Raw genomic sequence first — 20,844 nt, 5'->3', positions numbered from 1 at the left:
AGAAACAGTGCCGCAAAAGTGCTTACCTAGATGTCCCATCATCGGGTGCATTTTTAGCTGCTAATTATGGGTATTAGGATGGATCAAAAGCGTTGTGCCGTCGCCTCTAAAGAAAGCTTGATTCGTATTTTTACGGTGCCAGAAGCACCAGACTCGACATTAAGTAAAATCGAATCTGAAATTTCTAGCAATTTAGCTGGGTTCTTAAATGAGAACATAGCTGCTATCGAAAAGCCTTTGCACGAAATTGAAAAAGACTTTCAAACGGCTACTATTCCAGAAGAGCCGACCTTTGTTTCTGACTATGCCCAAGACATTATGGAGCAGTTAGTTGCTCATTCTGTGCATACCGCTGCGCCGAGCTTTATTGGCCATATGACCTCAGCATTACCGCATTTTGTGTTACCGCTGTCTAAGTTAATGGTCGGTCTTAACCAAAACCTAGTAAAAATTGAAACTTCAAAGGCATTTACGCCTCTAGAAAGACAAGTTTTGGGTATGATGCATCACCTTGCTTATGGTGAAGACGACAGTTTTTATAGTAAATGGATGCACAGTGCGAAAACGTCATTAGGCGCATTTTGTTCAGGTGGCACTGTAGCTAACATTACTGCACTATGGATTGCCCGCAACCGTTTATTAAAAGCGGATGGTGACTATAAAGGTATTGCTGCACAGGGTTTAATCGCTGGAATGCTGCATTATGGTTATAAAGGCTTAGCTGTGCTTGTTTCTGAGCGAGGCCATTACTCATTAGGCAAAACCGTTGATTTACTGGGTATTGGTCGCGATAACATTGTCGCAATTGCAACCGGCGAAAATAATAAAGTCGATGTTGATGCGATGCGTAAAAAGGCTCATGAGCTTGAAGCGTCTGGCATTAAGGTAATGGCACTCGTGGGTGTTGCTGGGACGACTGAAACAGGCAGCATAGATCCACTAAATGAAATGGCTGATTTGAGCGAAGAACTTGGCTGTCATTTTCATGTCGATGCTGCATGGGGTGGTTCAACCTTATTATCTTCAAATTACCGCCACCTATTGAGCGGTATCGAACGCGCTGATTCAATAACCATTGATGCACACAAACAAATGTATGTACCAATGGGGGCTGGTCTGGTGTTATTTAAAGACCCAGCTGCGACGGATGCTATTGAGCATCATGCGGAATATATTCTTCGTAAAGGCTCAAAAGATTTAGGCAGTCATACCCTTGAGGGCAGCCGCCCTGGTATGGCAATGTTAGTGCATGCTTGCTTACGTGTTATTGGCCGTAAAGGCTACGAGATGCTAATTGATCGCAGTATCGTGAAAGCCCGCACTTTTGCCGACATGATTAAGCAGGATGAAGACTTTGAATTAATCTCAGAGCCTGAGCTTTGCTTATTAACCTATCGTTACGTACCAAAAGAAATCCAAGCGAAGCTTAAAGATGCTGACGAAGAAACGAAATTAGATATTTACGCTTCGTTGAATCGCTTTACTGCAAGCATGCAAAAACGTCAGCGTGAAGCGGGTCGTTCTTTTGTATCGCGTACTCGTTTAACTCCTGCAAAATATGACCATCAACCCACCGTGGTATTTCGCGTTGTACTAGCCAACCCGTTAACCTCTAAAGCAATTCTAAAAGATATTTTAGCGGAGCAAAAAGAGCTGGCGAAAACTGATCCGGTATTTAAAAAGTACTTGAGTAAGTACATGAATTAGAAAAGGGAGCGTGATGCTCCCTTTTTATTATACCCAAGCCACCTCAAGATGCAGAATTCAGCGTTTCACAGGTGCTTAATATCAAGGCGTTACTTTGCAAGAATGGTAGTCCCTTTTAAGAAGTAACAACGATGAGAGTAAGTGCCTGTGAAGCGCCCGAAGGGTTGGTTTAAAAGCGATTTATACTGCGTTATTGATCTTAACAATAGAACCACTATTACTTGCAATCAATGCCTTGTCTAAATCGCTTTTAATTCCAACTGAAACTCGCATCTTTAGGTGGTTTGGGTATATTCACTAAAGCAGCTTGCTTTAATCATGTTACTGATAATCGCTTGCGAAGGTTTAATTTTTTCCATCGCCAAAAACTCATCTGGCTGGTGGGCTTGGTTAATTGAGCCGGGCCCCATGACGATGGTTTCACAGCCAAGCTGTTGAATAAAAGGGGCTTCTGTACAATAGTTTACAGCGACAGCTGGTTGACCTGAGACTTTTTCGGCCAGCTTTACAAGTGCTGTATCAGTGCTACCACTAAATGCTGGGATAGGTTCATGCATGTCGATAACGCTCACTGCATTTGGGTATTGGGCATTAATTTCTTCAGCTGCAGTTAGCAAAATCGCTTGTAGTTCTTGCACACTTAAACCAGGTAAAGGCCGCATATCAATGTGCATTTCACAGCAACCACAAATGCGGTTGGCATTATCGCCACCATGGATATGGCCAAGGTTCAAAGTAGGGTACGGAATTTCAAAGTGCTCAACTGAATATTTATTCTTTAATTCTTCTTTGATGATTAACAATTTTGTAATCATTTTATGCATGACTTCGATGGCGTTTAAACCACGTTCAGGATCAGAGCTATGGCCTGAGCGACCAATTACTCTAATGGCTGTACTCATATGGCCTTTATGAGTAAATACTGGTGTCATATCAGTTGGCTCACCAATAATACAGCGCGCTGGTTTTAAGTCTGGGTGGCGGCAAATTTGTTGTGCACCCGCCATTGTGGTTTCTTCATCGGCTGTGGCTAATATTAATAGTGGCTCTGTTTGTTTAGTTTCATCGAGCTCACTAATTGCTTGCAATACAAAGGCAAAAAAGCCCTTCATATCAATACTACCTAAACCGTAAAGTTTATTGTCATGTTCGCTGAGTTTAAACGGATCGTAATTCCAGCGGCTATCATCAAATGGCACTGTGTCAGTATGACCTGCAAGCATTAAACCGCCATCTCCTTCACCACGTTTCGCTAATAAGTTGTAACGGCCTTTACCATTTTCAAGCTCTGTGATTTCACATGTAAAACCAAGGCTTTCGCACCAGTCTGCGAGCAAGGTAATAACCCCTTTATTGCTCATGCACAAAGAATCTTCAATCGCACTAATTGAAGGGGCAGCAATCAGCTGCTGATACATAGATATAAAAGAGGGTAGCGACATAAAAAAATCCAAAAATAATTATTCAATCTAATTGCATAACAATATAAAAGTATTTATGATGAATATCAATTCACTTTTTAAGCATAAATATTAGTAAAGCTGTACGATGAACACGAAACGACGATAACCTGATTTCATTACTTTAGACAGTGTTTTTATTCGCAATTGAGCGAGTAATTTTAGGCGTATCGATAAATAGATTTAATAGGTAAAAGTAAGCAATGAATGTAGTGATTATTGGCGCAAGTGGTTATAGCGGCGCAGAGCTGGCAAGTTTAGTTGCTAAGCATCCAAAACTGACCCTACAAGCATGTTATGTGTCTGAAGGGAGTTTAGATAAAGGTAAATTATTAAGCGATTTATACCCTGAGCACCTTGGATTGTTAGAGTACCCACTACAACCTCTAACTGCTGGAGCGTACAAAGATATCGAAAGCAATGCTGACTATGTATGCCTGTGTACAGATCACAAGGTCAGTGTTGATCTTGCTCCGCAATTTTTAGCCATGGGTAAAAAAGTATTCGACCTATCTGGTGGTTTCCGTTTAGCTGGGAATGAGGATTACCTGACTTATTACGGTTTCGCACATGAACACCCTGATCTTTTAGAGCAAGCAGCATATGGTTTAGCTGAATGGAATGGCGATGCGATTAGTAAAGCGAACCTTGTAGCTGTAGCGGGTTGTTACCCAACCGCGGCTCTTAATTCTTTAAAACCACTTAAAGAAGCAGGTTTATTAGCTGATCAAGCCATTATTGTTAATGCGGTGTCAGGTGTTACAGGCGCTGGCAGAAAAGCCAGTGTTAATACGCACTTCTGCGAAGTGTCACTTGCTCCTTATGGCTTGTTTAATCACAGACATACACCTGAGATTGAGCAGCACCTTGGTCACCCTGTGTTATTCACCCCACATTTAGGTAATTTTCCTCGCGGAATTTTAGAAACTATTTATGTGCAATTAAAACCGGGTGTAACAGCAGAGCAAGTGAGCGCGGCATATCAAGTGTTAGCAAACGAGCCGTTAATTCGCTTACTTGGCAATAAAATTCCAAGCATCAAAGGTGTCGCTAAACAACCATTTGTTGATATTGCATGGCAACAAAAAGGTGAGCAACTCATCGTTATGTCAGCGATTGATAACCTTCTAAAAGGCGCAGCTGGGCAAGCATTACAGTGCATTAATTTAGCCATGGGTGAACCTCACCACACTGGTTTAGTAGGAGCGCTGTAATGAAAACTTGGATCATTAAAGTCGGTGGTGCTGTGTTAAATAGCGCAGATGCCGCAAAAGCGCTTTTTGATGTTTTAGCTTCTGAGCAACAAGATAACTTTGTCATTGTTCATGGTGGTGGTGCCTTGGTGGATGCTTGGCTTAAAGACGCCGGCTTTGTAACTGCAAAACATCAAGGTTTACGTATCAGCCCAAATGAGCAAATGCCATATATTGTTGGTGCTCTTGCCGGTTGTGCCAATAAACAATTGATTAGCCAAGCAATTAGCGCTGGCCACAAACCTGTGGGTTTAAGCCTTTATGAAGCGGGTGTACTGGTATCTGAAAAACTTAAAGTATTGGCGCAAGTAGGTCAGTGCTCAGGTAGTTGTGACAGCGTGCTACCTAGCATGCTTGAACAAGGTCGTTTACCTCTTGTGAGCTCTATTGGCTTTGGAGAAGATGGCCAATGGTACAACGTCAATGCAGATGAAGCTGCAGCGGCTATCGCTAAAGAGCTTAATGCAGAACTTATTTTTATGACAGACGTAGAAGCTGTGCTTGATGCCAATAAGCAGCCACTACATCAACTTAATACGCAGCAAATCGAAACACTTATCCTTGAAGGAGTTATTCAGGGCGGGATGGAGGTCAAAGTAAAGACCAGCCTTCTTGCTGCCCAACATTTACGACGTGGTGTGTATATCTCAAGCTGGCTTAAGCCAGAGAATTTAGTCGCTTTATTAAAAGGCGAACATGTAGGAACGAAAATTACACCATAGGTATTTCATGTTAAAGAATTTCTTAAATGGTCTTGAGTTAGACCAAAAAGGCGCACTTAAATTACTAAACTTAGCGCAAAAAATTAAAGCAAACCCTGCAGACTTTACCCAAGCATTAGCGGGCAAATCAGTGGTTACATTGTTTGAAAAGCCAAGTTTACGTACTCGTTTATCATTTGATATTGGTATTAATAAACTAGGTGGTCACGCAGTTTATTTAGATTCACAAAATGGTGCTATGGGCGCTCGTGAATCAGTTAAAGACTTTGCTCTTAATATCTCAACTTGGGCAGATGGCATTGTTGCTCGCGTGAATGCACACAAAACACTGACCACACTTGCTGAATATTCATCGGTGCCTGTTGTTAATAGCTTATGTGACTTATATCACCCGTGCCAAGCGCTTGCTGACTTTTTAACGCTGCAAGAAGTCCATGGCGATGTTAGCAAACTAAAGCTTGCTTACTTAGGTGAAGGTAACAACGTAACACACTCTCTAATGTTATTAGCAGCCACTTTAGGTACTGATTTTGTTGCAGTTTGTCCTAAAGGCAGTTCGCCAGATTCGCAAATTCTTAAGCAAGCAGAGCAAATTGCAGCAATGAATGGTGCGTCTGTTATGGTGAGTGACAGAATTGAGGCGGCAGTTGGCGCAAATGCAGTCTATGCTGATACCTGGGTTTCAATGGGTGATAAAACACCGCTTGAGCAGGTTAAAGCTAAATATATGCCATATCAGCTTAACCAAGCCCTACTAGAGAAAACCGGTGCGCAAACTGTACTGCATTGTCAGCCAGCGCATCGTGAGTTTGAAATTACCTCTGAGGTAATGGATGGCCCAGCATCAAAAATTATTCAACAAGCAGAGAATCGTATGCATGCGCAAAATGCTCTACTTGTCACATTATTAAATCCAAATTTTGTTTAAGGAACACCAATGAGTTCAATTAAAAAAGTCGTATTAGCCTATTCTGGTGGTCTTGATACATCGGCAATCGTGCCATGGTTAAAAGAAAACTACGGCTGTGAAGTAATCGCGTTTGTTGCTGATGTTGGCCAAGGCGCAGAAGAGCTTGAAGGCGTTGAAGAAAAAGCCATAGCTTCAGGTGCGTCGGAATGTCATATCGTTGACTTAAAAGACGAAATGGTCAGTGACTATATTTACCCAACTTTAAAAACGGGTTCTATTTACGAAGGCACTTATTTATTAGGTACGTCTATGGCGCGTCCAATCATTGCTAAAGCGCAGGTTGAAATTGCCCGTAAAGTAGGTGCTGATGCGCTTTCGCATGGTTGTACTGGTAAAGGTAACGACCAGGTGCGTTTTGAGTCATGTTTCGCAGCCCTTGCACCTGATCTAAAAGTGATTGCACCGTGGCGTGAGTGGGACTTATCAAGCCGTGAATCATTACTTGATTACTTAGCTGAGCGTAATATCCCGTGTTCTGCATCAGCAACAAAAATTTATAGCCGTGATGCTAATGCTTGGCACATTTCTCACGAAGGTGGTGAGCTTGAAGATCCATGGTGCCAACCAAGTGATCAAGTATGGACTTGGACTAACTCGCCAGAGCAAGCGCCAAATGAAGCAGAATATGTAACATTAAACGTTGTTGAAGGTGAAGTAGTTGCTGTTAATGGTGAATCACTAAAACCATATGACTGCTTAGTTAAATTAAATGACATTGCTGCGCCGCATGGTGTGGGTCGTGTTGATATCGTAGAAAACCGCTTGGTGGGTATGAAGTCGCGTGGCTGTTATGAAACACCAGGGGGCACAGTGATCATGGCTGCTCTTCAAGCGATTGACGAGCTAGTACTAGATAAATCAAGCCGTAAATGGAAAGAAGTACTTGGTGGCGAGTTCTCTCACTTAGTCTATGACGGTCGTTGGTTTACGCCATTAAAAGACTCGATTCTTGCAGGTGCTGAATCACTGTCTAAGTTAGCAACGGGTGAAGTAGTGCTTAAGCTTTATAAAGGCCAAGTCACGGCGGTACAGAAAAAATCACCGAATAGCTTATACAGCGAAGATTTCGCAACCTTCGGCGAAGATGATGTATATGACCAATCACATGCAGAAGGCTTCATTCGTTTATTCTCGCTTTCAAGCAGAATCTCAGCACTAACGAAAAAGTAATTTAATTATTGCCCTGCATTGCAGGGCAATAGCCGAATTTGGAGACAGTTCAATGGCACTATGGGGCGGACGTTTTTCTACGGGTCCAGATGAAGCGTTTAAACAATTCAACGATTCACTTCCTTTTGATTATCAACTTGCAGAGCAAGACATTATTGGTTCAGTTGCCTGGGCTGGGGCGTTAAAACAAGTCAACGTTCTAAACCAGCAAGAATACGATGACCTCGTTGCAGCACTTAATAAGCTGTTAGATGAAGTTAAAGCGAACCCACAAGCAGTGGCTGTAGCAGGGCATGAAGATATTCATTCTTATGTTGAATCAGCACTGATTGATAAAGTGGGTGACCTTGCTAAAAAGTTACACACTGGTCGTAGTCGTAATGACCAAGTTGCAACAGATTTCCGCTTGTGGTGTCGTGATACAGCTGAGCATATTCTTGAAGCAATCGCAGAGCTTAAAGGTGAATTTATTGCCTTAGCTGAGCGTGAGCTTGGCACTATTTTACCGGGTTACACACACTTACAACGTGCACAACCTGTGTTATTTAGTCATTGGTGTATGGCCTATGTTGAAATGCTTGAACGTGATGAAAGCCGTTTAAGTGATGCCAAAAACCGTATGAATTATTGCCCACTTGGTAGCGGTGCATTAGCCGGGACTGCGTACCCAATTGATAGGCAAACTCTTGCCGAAAGGTTAGGTTTTACCGGTGCCACACGCAATAGCCTTGATGCTGTATCAGATCGTGATTTTGTAGTTGAGCTATTAAGCTGTGCATCGATTTCGATGATCCACTTGTCGCGCATGGCTGAAGATTTAATTTTCTATAACTCGGGTGAAGCGGGCTTTATTGAGCTTTCTGATGGGGTAACATCAGGCTCTTCACTAATGCCGCAAAAGAAAAACCCAGATGCACTAGAGTTAATTCGTGGTAAAACTGGCCGCGTTTTTGGCGCATTCAGTGCCATGATGATGACACTTAAAGCGCTACCACTTGCTTACAATAAAGATATGCAAGAGGACAAAGAGGGCTTATTTGATGCGATGCCAACTTGGCTGGCATGTATTCATATGGCGCAAGCGTGTATCAAAGGCATTAAAGTTAATGCAGATAAAACATTAGCAGCTGCAAAAGGTGGCCACTCAAATGCGACTGAACTTGCTGACTATTTAGTGGCTAAAGGTATTCCATTTAGAGAAGGTCATCACATTGTTGGTACGCTCGTGCAAATGGCTATTGCACAAGGGAATAACTTAGAAGATTTAAGTTTAGAGCAATTTAAGTCAGTGCATAGCATTTTCGAATCAGATGTATATCCTGTATTAGAAATAGACGCCTGTATTAAAGCAAGACAAGCGCAGGGTGGCACCTCTCTTGAGCAAGTAACTAGTGCCATCAAATACGCAAAAAAAAACAGCAAATAGCGGTACGTGACGCAACCTTAAATGATGTTGAGTCTATTGCTAAGCTAATTCAGCATTGGGCTACGGTAGGTGAAAACCTACCACGAGCTAAAAGCGACATGATTCACTCAATTAATGAGTTTGCTGTCACTGAAGTTGAAAACCAAGTTGCAGGCTGTGCCTCGCTGTATATTTACGACACTGGTCTTGCTGAAATTCGCTCGCTCGGGGTGGACCCCGAATCACGAATTGCCGGGCAGGGGCGTCAACTTGTTGAACATTTGCTAAAAAAAGCCAAAAGCTTGGCGCTTAGTCGGGTAATTGTCCTGACAAGAGTGCCAGAGTTTTTTGCAAGCCAAGGTTTCAGCTTTTGTAGCAAAGACAGTTTGCCAGAAAAAGTGATCAAAGATTGTGAGCTTTGCCTTCGCAAAGAGAACTGCGATGAAGTGGCAATGGAATATATTTTAAAGCCAAGTAATAGCGCGGTGATCCCGTGTAAACACGTGGCTTAAATTCCCTGGATGAGAAAAACGCACGGTTACCCCTGTGCGTTTTTTTATGCCTGAAATTTAGATTTGCTGACTTTTATGATCAAAAAGATCAAAATTTATAAAAGTTGGATCGTTAATTGCTTTTATTATCAGCGCGGTGGCAACGTCGCGATGAAGTACAAAAAAGCGTCAAAAAAATGAGAACGCTTAACTCAGCTTGCAAGCTATTGTAAGCTGTACTGAAAAAACAATTAACTTAAAGGAATTAACTTATGCAAATTTCAAACAATAGCCAATTGCAAATGCAAGCATACAGCCAAATGCAACAAACAAAGCCTGCTTTGGAACAAACTACTAGTAATAAAACCCTGCAATCTGATACAGTAACTTTATCAAGTGAAGCGCTGTCTTTATCAGGTGGTGCAGAGATTCAACGTGGCGGTGGTATCATCATTGATCCAGATAAGAGACCACAATAAAAATGGATAGTCGATGTTTTTGACAGATCATTTCGGTTTATCATTAGGAGCCCTAGTGGTTTGGGGCTTCATGATGGCTTTTTTCTTTAATATCTTTTTATATACAGCTACTCCGAAGAAAAATCTCATTTTATTATTTTCTTCTTTCATAATGTTTGTATCTTACTTTTCAAGTGATTCTTTCTTTTCTTGGTTCTCGACAACTGAAACATACCTCCACTGGGCTGTTTGGGATTTAGTCACCCTCTCTTTGATTCTCTTTTTTGCTAAGTTTGTAAAAGATCATAAACCAACTGCATTTTATTATGTTTCTGCAGGGCTGTTGGTCAATACAGTATTGTTTCTTGCTATCTACTATGACATCTATATCAAATACACAAAAGAGCCTTGGCTTCTTTGGGATATATACTCTTTTGGTGTAAACATCGCAGATTTTGTGATGATAGTAGCACTAATTGTCGATAGAGACTTCTTAGGTTTAGTCAAACTTAAGTCATACCTTTCAAGCTTATTTAAACAGAAAGTTGCCCACCCTCAAGCTTAAATTATGTATATAGATGCTTTTTTGGGGGACTTATTAGGGGCCTTCATAGAGTGGGGCTTTTTGATGGCCTTCTTATTTAACTTAGCTATTAATATCAATAAAACAGATAGTCGAGTTCTTGTTTTATCTTTTATTATGATGGTTTCATACTTCATTAGTGGCTTTGTTAAGCTTTCCATCTATAGCTATTTGAATTGGTTGTATTTTGACTTATTAACGATTTTTGTAATCTTGGCTTGGATGTATTTTGCTAAGGTAGCTAACTTTTATGGAACAACATATATCCTCTTCGGACTCACTCTCAATTCCATTCTAATGTTATCGATATACATCGATATTTTTATATACGAAAACAAGTCAGAGTGGTTTCTTTGGACGTTGTACTCATTTGGCGTAAATACCATTGATGTAATTATGATTCTCGTACTGCTTTTTAATAAGGATTATCTAAAGCTTCATCGTTTAGTAAGTATGGATTTTTCAAAAGAAAAGGTAAAAAGTTTTGGCTGAGTTTCATAAGTATGTAAGTGCTTATCTAGCAACATTTATTATGTGGGGTTTTCTGATGGCTTTCCTATATAACATGGTTAGTAAGTCAATAGTTCCCAATGGTGATAAAACTTTAATGTGGATTTCGCTAACAATGTTTTTGTCTTATTTAGCCTCAGATCCACTAACCTCCGCTACTTTTCAGATTGAGTCGATGAGCTATGCAACAGCATATGTAGTTTGGACCACCCTAGATCTAACTTGTATAGCTGCAATATTTTTGATTACTAAGGGTAAATCGATCAATAGTTATCCTGCAAAACTCTATGTAATATTAGGTTTATTAATTAACAGTTCTCTTTTTATCAGTATGTATATAGATATTAATATACTCGAGAATACAGAAGAGTGGTGGTTATGGGGATTTTATACGGTTACTGTCAATATTGTGGATGCAATGATGCTCATCGCACTTTTCAGTAATAAAGACTTTTTAGGGCTTGTGAAACTATACAGGAAAGTTCGAGGTCAAGCTGAACTAGCTTGACCCCAATTGGTTAGAAACGATATTCCCAGCTAGTTCTAAGGGCTGTGTTTGTTTCTGACTCATCACCTATTTCATCTTTTGAAACAAGTCCTGTCACTTTCCACAGGCCGTTAAACACAGATTGCTGATAACCGAGTTCTAACTGCAGCTGACTCATATCTGATGCGAGCTCAGCGTGTGTGGTTGCGCTTTCAATCCAACGAAGCTTAGCATGGCCACCATAACCATTTAGAGTGTGGTAATAGGCGCCAAGGATAGCAGATTTACTTTGTTGCGGTGTTGAGCTGCCAATTAAGCGCGAGCGTTGTGTATAGCTACCAGAGCCATATACGCAATCGCTAATTTGCTCACAAGTTTGCTCTGTATTTGAGTATTCAAAGTAACTTTTTAGTAGGCTCTCTTTCGAGCCAAAATAGCTTTCAACACCCAGCGTATAAAATGGATCGCTTGGTGCTAAGCCACTTTCATTTCGACCCATCACTTCAGCATAAAATGCCATTGGTTGCGCCGCTAAAGTGGTTGAGTACTTAACATCTAAACTAGTTAAACGATGTGTTGATTCATTGCTTTCAAGTGTAACTGGGTCAATTTCTAGGTTAGTTAAATAATCAGAACCTGCACTGTTAATTGCTATTTCAAGGCCTGTTAATGGGGTGCTTGCAAATCGGAGCGCCCAAAAGTCACCGTCATCTGAGCTATTTAGATATGGTTTTTGTTTGGCGTAAATACCTGTTAACTGCCAGTTACCGATAAACGACAACCAACTTGGGCCTACATATTGTGTATTTGCTCTGGTAAAGCGCACGCCCTTCATTGGCGACGCATTATTTGATAGTAGTAGGGCGTTATCGTTACTTGGCCCCCACCAATGGCTAACTTGCTCTGCACTGATTGACCAATTACCCAGGAGTACGGCTAAATAGCTATCTTGGTAAGTAACATGCTGCTTATCAAGGGCGTCATCGGCGTAATTTACACTGACTTTAGCGCTAACACGTTTCCCTGTGATTGAACCATAACTATTTACACCGCTTTCTTGCTGGTGGCGTTTACCAAACCCTTGCTGAGTGAGTGGTTCGTTGTTGTAGTTTAGGCGAATACCTGAGCTGGTTCTTTGTTTAGCATTATCAAGGGCATGCTTAACATGCTGGTAGGCAAATAAGCCTCGTTCATCTAGTTGGCTGGTATTGGCAACGTCTAGGTCGCGTGCGATACCTTGCCACATTAATGGGTAGCTATTAATAGGCTGTTTAATAATGCCTTGGTTAAATAGCATTTCGATTGAAGCGCGAAGTAAAGGGTCGTCACTTTCTATCCATGGCCCAGCAACACTTGGTGCAGATATCATTAGTAATGCAGTTAAGCTAATGAACTTTTTTAATTTCATCCGTGAATTTTATCCTGTAAGGCTTTAGCTACAATAGGGTCAACAAACTCGCTCACATCGCCATTGTGGCGTGCGACTTCTTTGACGAGAGTCGATGAAATAAATGAATTTTTTTCTGCTGGTGTTAAAAATACACTTTCTAAATCTGGATTCAGGCGACGATTCATATTCGCTAACTGAAATTCATAGTCGAAGTCAGATACCGCACGAATACCACGAATAAGCACTTCGGCATTATGGTCGCGAGCTAAATCAGCTAATAAGCCTGAAAAACCAATTACATTCACGTTATCAAGATGCGCCAAAATTTTATTAGCAAGCTCAACGCGCTCATCAAGGGTAAAGCAGGGTTGTTTACTTGGGTTATGCGCAATGGCAACAATTACTTTATCGAACATTTTTGCCGCGCGATGAATTAAGTCTGTATGGCCATTTGTAAGTGGGTCGAAAGTGCCCGGATAGATTGCAGTAACGTTCATAACTATCAGCGATTTATAAATTTGCCTGCTATATTAACAGTGTTTTCTCGACGATGCAGCTTAGAAAATACGCGTATTGGATTAGGAGCCTTCACCTATATAAGGTACTAAGCCGATTGAGGTTAATATTTTTCAAGGTAGTATTTAATTGTCGCGCATTTGTTTATACTGCTCGGCTGGGGACCGTAATAATCATAAAAAACAGAGTAAATAGTCTATGAGCACAAAGGACAAGATCATACACACCAGCATCGAGTTATTTAATCGCCATGGTGAGCGTGCCATAACAACCAACCATATTGCTTCGCACATGGGGATAAGTCCAGGTAACTTGTATTATCACTTTAAAAATAAAGAAGATATTATTCGCCACATATTTGCTTTGTATAGTGAACATTTACACACTCACTTTAAGCCACTGGCTCCTGACGATGATGCGTTAGAAAACCTGGCGGGTTATCTAGATTCACTGTTTGAATTAATGTGGCGTTTTCAGTTTTTCTACGACAATTTAGGCGATATTTTATCTCGTGATGAAGAGCTGAAAAAAGGTTACATTGCGTTTCAAGCTGAGCTTTTAGAGCAAGTAAAAGATGTACTGTTTGCATTGCGTGAAAGCGGTGTTATTTGCATTGAAGATGAAGATGTCACAGAACTTGCGCATATGCTTAAAATGACCGTAAGCTTTTGGACGCCTTACATCAAAGCTCGCCGCTTAAGTCGTGAACTTGCCAGAGCTGATATTTACAATGGTATTTTAAAAGTATTACTACTATTAAAAGCTCATTGCACTGAGCAACACCTAGAGCAAGTTAACCAATTAAGAGCTAAGTATTTAGCCCTTGCTGAAACAGAGCAAAGCGAACAATAATCCCGCAAAGCAGTTTATTTCCTAGACGCTATAATTTTTGTTATAATCGCGCGCCCTTGAGGTTGCTATACCTTAGGGCGTGTGAAATCCACAGTCTAAGAGTGAACTATGCTTAAATTTATCGTCAAATTACACCCTGAAATCGCGATCAAGAGTAAATCTGTTCGTAAGCGTTTTACCAAGTTATTAGAAAATAACATTAAGATCGTTTTGCGTCGTGTTGACGAAAAAGTTCAGGTAAGAAACAACTGGGATAATATCTCTGTTGTTAGCTTGCTAGAATCTGAGCAAGTTCGCTTAGATATTATCGATGGCTTAAAACGCATTCCAGGTATCGTACAGTTTATTGAAGTAACAGAAACAGACTTCGACTCAATCGACGATATTTATCAAAAAGCACTTGAGCTAATTGGCCATACGATTGCGGGCAAAACCTTCTGTGTACGTTGTAAGCGTTCTGGTAAGCATGATTTCACATCGAGCGATGTAGAGCGCTACGTAGGTGGTGGTTTAAACCAGCATGTTGAAGGTGCGCGCGTTAAATTATCTCACCCTGAAGTAACTGTTCGCTTAGAAGTGCGTGATGATAAAGCATACATCGTTACTCAAACTCACTTAGGTATGGCGGGCTTCCCGCTGCCTACACAAGAAGATGTATTGTCGCTTATGTCGGGTGGCTTCGACTCTGGTGTTGCCAGCTATCAAATGATCCGTAAAGGTGCGCGTACTCACTTCTTGTTCTTTAACTTAGGTGGTGCTGCGCACGAAATTGGTGTTAAGCAGGCGAGTTATTATATCTGGAAACAGTTTAGCTCTACTCATAAAGTGAAGTTTGTTACTGTTGATTTTGAACCTGTTGTAGCAGAAATCTTAGAGAACGTTGAAAACAGCCAAATGGGTGTTGTGCTTAAGCGAATGATGATGCGTGCCGGTAGCCAAGTTGCAGAAAAACTAGGTGTACAAGCACTGGTAACAGGTGAAAGTATTGGCCAGGTATCAAGCCAAACACTGGCTAATCTGAGTGTGATTGACCGTGTGACGGAAACTTTAATCATTCGCCCGTTAATCCAACACGACAAGCAAGATATTATCAATATTGCGCGTCAAATCGGCACGGCTGAGATGGCAGAAAGCATGCCTGAATACTGTGGCGTAATTTCTAAAAAGCCAACGGTTAAAGCGAAAATCAAAACTATTCTTGCCGAAGAAGCTAAGTTTGACTTCGACGTGCTAAATACAGTTGTTGAAAATGCGCGTGTGATGGATATTCGCGATATCGACACCGAAGCAAAAGAAGAAGTGAAAGAGGCTGAGTCTGTATCTGATTTACCTGAAGGGTCGGTTGTTGTTGATATTCGCTCACCTGAAGAAGAAGATGCAAACCCATTAGAGCTTGAAGGTATTGAAGTTGTACATTTACCTTTCTTCCGCTTAGCGACTAAATTTGGCGACTTACCAAAAGATAAAGAATATTACTTATATTGTGCTAAAGGTGTGATGAGCCAATTACAAGCGCTGATCTTGCACGAAGAAGGCTTTAGCAACGTAAAAGTGTATCGCCCGTAAGGGATAGTGAGAAAAGCGCGACATGTTCGCGCTTTTTTAATGCCTGAAATAATTACGAGAAACTTTACTCTTTCCCCTAGTAACTAGCAGCTAATTAACTTTTTATTTTTACCATGCTCAGCATGGCCTGATTATAGGGAGTTTTTACCCCTAACTTAGCACCTTGCTCGCACACATAACCACAAATTGCATCAATTTCAGATTCTCGATTATGGCTGATGTCTTGCTGCATAGAAGAAAAGTTTTCAGCGGTGGCTGTCATCACAGAATAGGCTTGATCCAGCGCCTCGCTGAGTTTTACTTTAACCCCTTGTTTATTGGCTACCAGGCACGCTTCACTAAGTAAATTGATTATGCGCGTGCTAAATTGCGGTGCACGTAGCTGGCCATTTTTTACATTATGAATCGCTGTTAACGGGTTAATTGCAATATTCACTAACAGTTTTTGCCATCGCAATGAGTGAATATCATCGCTCACAGAAAAGTGTGGTAAGTAACTAAACTGCTGCTTAAGCTCACCGAGGTTTTCGCTTGCAGCCGCATTACATGCACCTAGCACACTTTCGCCATTACCTGTATGGCTCACACTATAAGGTGTTGTTTTAAAACCAGCTAAACGCGTTGTTAAAAACGCTAACCCTTGCGTGTTTAAAAGCTGGGCATTGAGCTCATCGACATTCCCCATGCCGTTGTGAGAAAGAACGATTTGGCATGTTTTACTGAGGTAAGGTTTTACTTGTCCAAAGGAAGTTTGCACCTGAAATGCTTTTACTGTTATTAACACCAAGTCAAAGGGGGCGGATTGGCTTAGCTCTTTGTGGTGAATAAGGCGAGCTTTAATTGGGTGTGATTTACCATTACTCGCTTGATAAAAACGCGTGGTCTGGGTCGGTTTACGGGTCAGCAATGTAATGTCATGCTGTGCAGATAAAAAATGGCTAAACAACAAGCCAATTGCACCGTCGCCAACAATTAAAATGTTAGCCATTACGTTGTTTACTACCTAAATGAAATCCAAGTTTTATGATAAAGTAGCTAACTGCACCGATAAAATCAGCGACAAAATCCCCAACCGAAGCTTGACGGTAAGGCAGCATATCTTGCATAAACTCTATGGCTGCACCATATCCGGCTAACAGTAAAATTTGCACCATAAGTGGCAATTTAAAGGCTTTGTCCATCACCATGGCCAGTACAAAGAAAATACCAAAATGCGCCACTTTATCTACGTGTGGAAAGAGGTTGCTCACCCCTTTAATTTCTTTGGCAAATAAAATTGTAAAGCCAATAATGCTGGCTAAAAAGATAACTTGGTAAACACGCCTTGTCACAATAAACCCTAAAAATGCCGAAATTGAATGGCCAGTATATCAAACAATTTTTGCATCGCACCTGAACAAGTTGGATAAAAATAGAAAGAATCGACAAATAAGCGTTATAATTGCCAACCATAAATGAATTTAAAAAAGACTATGTTAGGAGAACCCCATGCCTTCATTTGATATTGTTTCTGAAGTAGAAATGAACGAAGCGCAGAATGCAGTAGATAATGCGAAGCGTGAACTAGAGACGCGTTTTGATTTTCGTGGTGTTGATGCATCAATCGAACTAAGTGATAAAGTAATTAAGTTAAAAGCAGAAGCACCACAACAAGTTATGCAACTTTTTGACATTCTTGCTGCGAAAATTTCAAAGCGTGGCTTAGATGTATCTAGCCTTGAGCTTAAAGATGAGTCGCGTAGCGGTAAATACGTAATGCGTGACGTTGCTCTTAAGCAAGGTATCGAAAAAGACGTAGCGAAGAAAATCGTTAAGCTAATCAAAGACTCAAAGATCAAAGTACAAGCTGCTATTCAAGGTGAAGAATTACGTGTAACTGGTAAAAAGCGTGATGATTTACAAGAAGCAATGCAAGTTGTTCGTACTGCTGATTTAGGTCAACCTTTCCAGTTCAAAAACTTCCGCGATTAATACTCTATGTTTTTAGCTTTAAGCTGTAAGTTTTAAGCTATAAGCCTACAAGTTTCTGAACTTTACAAGGAGCGTATTTTGAGACAAATATTAGGTTACAGAGAAAAAGATATCTTCTAGCTATTTTCAGCTAGAGGATATTTATGTCAGTAAAAAACAAAGCAATAGACCGTAATAAACACGGTAAAATAAACAGAAAATACACAGGCCCACACAGTACTTATTTTTACCAACAAACACCAAGTTGGTGGGTGAAAATGACGATGACCAAGCCAAGAAGACGTTTAAATAAAGCTCTTTGTAAGCTTGTGCTGAATGGTGCTGACCCAGAAGGAATTGTTTTTCCGTTAGGAAACTCGAAACCTCATGAGTATTTCTGGTAATCATTGTTTTAAAAAAGCCAATCAGCCATGCTGATTGGCTTTTTTACTTTCGGCTTACAGCTTAAAGCTTAAAATTTCATTTTAGCAGTATAGCCGTCCATTGATTTTCTTCCCCAAAATCATCACAATAACGGCCTATTTTCGAGGTGCTTGCTGTATCTTCTGATACGTTTTATTTCAAAGGGTGAAATAGTCGCAAGATAATCGGGAAGTCGGTGCGTTTTCAGGGAGAAAACAATGCCAACACTGCCCCCGCAACGGTAATGTATATGCCATGCATGTACAGAGTCCGGAGACCGGCCTTGAAGTAACTTACTATTCGCGTGTGCGGTGGGCACAGGCTAGGGGATATCATGCTAAATAAATCTGCGTTAGGCGTAGCGGTTGCTGCTGCGTTGTCTTTTTCTGTATCTGCTGACGAGCAATCGATCGAGCATATCACAGTTACTGCCAATAAATTCGAACAATCAATTAATGATGTATTAGCCAGCGTTACTGTTATAGACCGTGCTGATATTGAAGCAAGCTATGTTCGTGACTTACCAAGCTTACTGGCCACCCAAGCAGGCTTTCAAATTAATGCCAATGGTGGTTTTGGGCAAAGCTCAGGAGTTTCATTACGTGGTGCAAGTTCTCGTCATACGCTAATTTTAATTGATGGTGTACGCACCGGCTCTGCAACACTTGGCTATAAAAGTATTAGCAATATTCCTTTAAACAGTATTGAGCGTGTTGAAGTAATTAAAGGCTCACGTGCTGCTGTATATGGTTCTGATGCGCTAGCTGGTGTGATTAATATCATTACCCGTAAAGCACAAAACACGACCCTAGATGTTACTTTTGGCTCAGACTCTTACCAAGAGTACCAAGTAGCGACAGGTGGTCAGTTTGCGGGTGTTGATGTTGCCGTTAATGCCGGTTATGAAAAAACAGATGGATTTGATGTTCTGCAAGGCTTAGCGCCAGATGAAGACGGCTACGAGAACAGAAACCTTGGCTTTAACCTAGGTTATCAAAATGAGCAGTTAGGTGAGTTTTTAGCGCAAGCACAATACTCAGAAGGCGAAGCAAAATACGATAGCGCTTATAGCCCTGCAGACAGCACTGTAGAAAAAGGCGAGTTCGAAAACTACCAAGCTTCACTAGGTTGGAAAAAAGCTTTCGAAAAACACAGTCATGCCATTGATATTGCCATATCAAGTGATAGTTCAGATGACTCACGTATTGATTACACAGGCGCAACGGTGGTCGATAAGTTTGAAACTGAGCGTGAGCAAATCGATTACAATGGCCAATACTTTTTCAATCAAGCTCTGACTCTTAGTGGCGGTTTGAATTGGTATAAAGATGAAGTGAACACTAACTCAGGTACTTACTTAAAAGACAGCCGTGAAGTATTCGCTGCGTTTGTTGGTGCTTATTATGACGACGAGCAAGTGCTGGCAAACCTAACCGTTCGCCAAGATGATGATCAACAGTTTGGTGATGAAACAACTTACACCGCAGCTATTGGCTATCACTTAAATGACATTGCTACATTCCGCGTAAGTCAAAGTACGGGTTTTAAATCTCCAACATTTAATGACTTATACTACCCAGGCTCAGGTAACCCAGAGTTAAACCCTGAAACATCAGATAACCAAGAGCTTGGCTTATCACTCAATGTGAATGATATCAGCCTTGATATTGCGATTTTCCGCAGTGAAATCGACAACAAAATCGCTTGGGCACCAAATGCATCAGGGCAGTGGATCCCAACCAATATAAACGAAGCTCGCCACGAAGGTGTTGAGTTTAGCTTTAAAAACCAAGTGTTTGGCTTTGATCACAGCTTTAACTTTACCTACCTTTCAGCGGAAGATACTGAGACAGGTCAGTCACTAACCTATGTGTCAAATCACAGTGTGAATTGGTCATTAAACAAAGCATGGGGTGATTTTGATGTCGGTATCGATATGCAATACCGTGGTGATCGTGATGGCAAGTTAACGCACTTACCTTCGTATACATTATGGAATTTAGTTGGTCACTACCAAGCGACTGACAACTTAACTGTGTCACTACGTGTAGAAAACCTATTCGATAAAGAGTATAACGCCGTTGATGCCTATGGTACAGACCTAGATGGTGATTACATCAACGACGAATTTTATTACTACAACACGGCTGAGCGTCGCCTGTTTGTAGGTGCCCGTTATCAGTTCTAATAACCACTAAGGTCAGTTGAGCTGTTTGCTTAAAGCGAGTAATTGACATTAATTTGCCCGTTGATGTCATTAGTCTTAAGTTAAAACAAGCTCAGCGTTATTATTAGTTCTGCGTCTAAAAGCTCGCTACCTACTTAGCGGGCTTTTTTCATTTTAGTTTATCTGCGTAATACTGTTCGAACTTTGCAAGCTTAGGGGCAATCAGAATACTGCAATAACCTTGGTTTGGGTTTTCATTGTAATAGTCTTGATGGTACTGCTCTGCAGGGTAAAAGTTTGTAAGCGGGCTAAGCTCGGTGACTATCGGCTCACGAATTTGCTTTTGTAAAGCATCAATCATGGCTTGAGATTCTGCTTTTTGCTTTTCATCATGATAGTAAATAACACTTCGATACTGGGTGCCGACATCATTACCTTGGCGGTTTAACTGTGTGGCATCGTGTAAAGTGAAGAACATTTCAAGTAGGGTGTTATAGCTTACAATACTGCTGTCAAAATCGAGCTGAACAACTTCAGCGTGACCCGTTAAGCCAGTACAAATTTGCTGATAACTTGGGTTTTCAATCTCACCGCCGGCATAGCCAGAGCTGACATTAAGCACGCCTTTTACGCGTCTAAATGCGGCATCAATACACCAAAAGCAGCCGCCGCCAAAAGTGGCTATTAGTATGTTGTTATCCATATTTCACTCCCTTACCGTTTTGCTGACTATAGCCGAAAAAACAAAACGCCGTAAAGACGGC

General features: G+C 41.0%; 20 protein-coding genes, 1 pseudogene and 1 riboswitch. Of the genes and pseudogenes, 15 read left to right on the top strand and 6 right to left on the bottom strand.

Going from position 1 to position 20,844, the window contains the following annotated elements:
- Positions 1-78: 78 nt before the first annotated feature.
- A complete protein-coding gene (gene panP, locus NFU46_RS07805) occupies positions 79-1,707 on the top strand; it encodes a pyridoxal-dependent aspartate 1-decarboxylase PanP (protein ID WP_251601009.1) in 1,629 nt (542 codons plus the stop codon).
- A 275-nt stretch (positions 1,708-1,982) separates the two neighbouring features.
- Here panP and argE read toward each other — a convergent pair whose 3' ends face one another.
- Positions 1,983-3,149 (bottom strand): acetylornithine deacetylase, encoded by a 1,167-nt coding sequence (argE, locus tag NFU46_RS07800; RefSeq protein WP_251601006.1) that lies wholly within the window; start codon positions 3,147-3,149, stop codon positions 1,983-1,985.
- 221 nt (positions 3,150-3,370) lie between these two features.
- Between argE and argC the strand changes: the two genes are divergently transcribed.
- The 9 genes and pseudogenes from argC (at position 3,371) to NFU46_RS07755 (ending at position 11,237) form a co-directional block, all read left to right on the top strand.
- Positions 3,371-4,381, top strand: coding sequence for an N-acetyl-gamma-glutamyl-phosphate reductase (argC, locus tag NFU46_RS07795; protein ID WP_251601004.1), 1,011 nt, complete (start codon positions 3,371-3,373; stop codon positions 4,379-4,381).
- The gene (argB, locus tag NFU46_RS07790; protein WP_175082434.1) at positions 4,381-5,142 is read left to right on the top strand and encodes an acetylglutamate kinase; all 762 of its coding nucleotides are present in this window, start codon (positions 4,381-4,383) and stop codon (positions 5,140-5,142) included. The genes argC and argB overlap by 1 nt, the downstream gene beginning before the upstream one ends.
- A 7-nt stretch (positions 5,143-5,149) precedes the next feature.
- Positions 5,150-6,070: an ornithine carbamoyltransferase gene (locus tag NFU46_RS07785; RefSeq protein ID WP_251601002.1), complete on the top strand. Its 921-nt coding sequence runs from the start codon at positions 5,150-5,152 to the stop codon at positions 6,068-6,070.
- Between the two features lie 9 nt (positions 6,071-6,079).
- Complete coding sequence (locus NFU46_RS07780; protein WP_054551091.1) at positions 6,080-7,282, top strand: argininosuccinate synthase; 1,203 nt, start codon at positions 6,080-6,082, stop codon at positions 7,280-7,282.
- Positions 7,283-7,334: 52 nt separating this feature from the next.
- Positions 7,335-9,199, top strand: a pseudogene (argH, locus tag NFU46_RS07775) (argininosuccinate lyase).
- A 251-nt stretch (positions 9,200-9,450) separates the two neighbouring features.
- The gene (locus tag NFU46_RS07770; protein ID WP_063527393.1) at positions 9,451-9,657 is read left to right on the top strand and encodes a hypothetical protein; all 207 of its coding nucleotides are present in this window, start codon (positions 9,451-9,453) and stop codon (positions 9,655-9,657) included.
- 13 nt (positions 9,658-9,670) lie between these two features.
- On the top strand, positions 9,671-10,201 hold the full coding sequence (locus tag NFU46_RS07765) for a hypothetical protein (protein WP_105174861.1): 531 nt from the start codon (positions 9,671-9,673) through the stop codon (positions 10,199-10,201).
- 3 nt (positions 10,202-10,204) lie between these two features.
- Positions 10,205-10,711: a hypothetical protein gene (locus NFU46_RS07760; RefSeq protein WP_251601000.1), complete on the top strand. Its 507-nt coding sequence runs from the start codon at positions 10,205-10,207 to the stop codon at positions 10,709-10,711.
- The gene (locus NFU46_RS07755; protein ID WP_251600998.1) at positions 10,704-11,237 is read left to right on the top strand and encodes a hypothetical protein; all 534 of its coding nucleotides are present in this window, start codon (positions 10,704-10,706) and stop codon (positions 11,235-11,237) included. Before NFU46_RS07760 ends, NFU46_RS07755 begins: the two co-directional genes overlap by 8 nt.
- A gap of 10 nt (positions 11,238-11,247) precedes the next feature.
- On the opposite strand, the gene NFU46_RS07750 is transcribed toward NFU46_RS07755, so the two are convergent.
- Both NFU46_RS07750 and coaD read right to left on the bottom strand, forming a co-directional pair.
- Positions 11,248-12,624 (bottom strand): capsule assembly Wzi family protein, encoded by a 1,377-nt coding sequence (locus NFU46_RS07750; RefSeq protein WP_251600996.1) that lies wholly within the window; start codon positions 12,622-12,624, stop codon positions 11,248-11,250.
- Positions 12,621-13,103 (bottom strand): pantetheine-phosphate adenylyltransferase, encoded by a 483-nt coding sequence (coaD, locus tag NFU46_RS07745; RefSeq protein WP_058585805.1) that lies wholly within the window; start codon positions 13,101-13,103, stop codon positions 12,621-12,623. The genes NFU46_RS07750 and coaD overlap by 4 nt, the downstream gene beginning before the upstream one ends.
- 217 nt (positions 13,104-13,320) lie before the next feature.
- On the opposite strand from coaD, the gene NFU46_RS07740 reads away from it, so the two are divergent.
- The gene (locus tag NFU46_RS07740) at positions 13,321-13,974 is read left to right on the top strand and encodes a TetR/AcrR family transcriptional regulator (RefSeq protein WP_251600994.1); all 654 of its coding nucleotides are present in this window, start codon (positions 13,321-13,323) and stop codon (positions 13,972-13,974) included.
- 108 nt (positions 13,975-14,082) lie between these two features.
- Complete coding sequence (gene thiI, locus NFU46_RS07735; protein ID WP_251600992.1) at positions 14,083-15,540, top strand: tRNA uracil 4-sulfurtransferase ThiI; 1,458 nt, start codon at positions 14,083-14,085, stop codon at positions 15,538-15,540.
- A gap of 94 nt (positions 15,541-15,634) precedes the next feature.
- Here the strand turns inward: thiI and NFU46_RS07730 are convergent, their stop codons facing one another.
- Positions 15,635-16,528, bottom strand: coding sequence for a ketopantoate reductase family protein (locus NFU46_RS07730; protein WP_251600990.1), 894 nt, complete (start codon positions 16,526-16,528; stop codon positions 15,635-15,637).
- Positions 16,521-16,871 (bottom strand): VanZ family protein, encoded by a 351-nt coding sequence (locus tag NFU46_RS07725; protein ID WP_055021578.1) that lies wholly within the window; start codon positions 16,869-16,871, stop codon positions 16,521-16,523. Before NFU46_RS07725 ends, NFU46_RS07730 begins: the two co-directional genes overlap by 8 nt.
- 157 nt (positions 16,872-17,028) lie before the next feature.
- Between NFU46_RS07725 and NFU46_RS07720 the strand changes: the two genes are divergently transcribed.
- From NFU46_RS07720 to NFU46_RS07710, 3 genes are all read left to right on the top strand, one after another.
- Complete coding sequence (locus NFU46_RS07720; RefSeq protein ID WP_054551104.1) at positions 17,029-17,511, top strand: YajQ family cyclic di-GMP-binding protein; 483 nt, start codon at positions 17,029-17,031, stop codon at positions 17,509-17,511.
- 143 nt (positions 17,512-17,654) lie between these two features.
- Entirely contained in the window at positions 17,655-17,894 is a 240-nt protein-coding gene (locus tag NFU46_RS07715) for a hypothetical protein (protein WP_054551105.1), read from the top strand.
- A gap of 165 nt (positions 17,895-18,059) precedes the next feature.
- A riboswitch (cobalamin riboswitch) is annotated at positions 18,060-18,214 on the top strand.
- Positions 18,215-18,247: 33 nt separating this feature from the next.
- On the top strand, positions 18,248-20,101 hold the full coding sequence (locus NFU46_RS07710; RefSeq protein ID WP_251600988.1) for a TonB-dependent receptor domain-containing protein: 1,854 nt from the start codon (positions 18,248-18,250) through the stop codon (positions 20,099-20,101).
- A gap of 148 nt (positions 20,102-20,249) precedes the next feature.
- Here the strand turns inward: NFU46_RS07710 and msrA are convergent, their stop codons facing one another.
- Entirely contained in the window at positions 20,250-20,783 is a 534-nt protein-coding gene (gene msrA / locus NFU46_RS07705; RefSeq protein WP_251600986.1) for a peptide-methionine (S)-S-oxide reductase MsrA, read from the bottom strand.
- Between the last annotated feature and the right edge of the window lie 61 nt (positions 20,784-20,844).

Source organism: Pseudoalteromonas sp. NCCP-2140 (genome assembly GCF_023708065.1).
Taxonomy (GTDB): Bacteria; Pseudomonadota; Gammaproteobacteria; order Enterobacterales; family Alteromonadaceae; genus Pseudoalteromonas.
The sequence above is the reverse complement of the archived record's forward strand: the minus strand, read 5'-3'. Positions and strand labels throughout refer to the sequence as shown.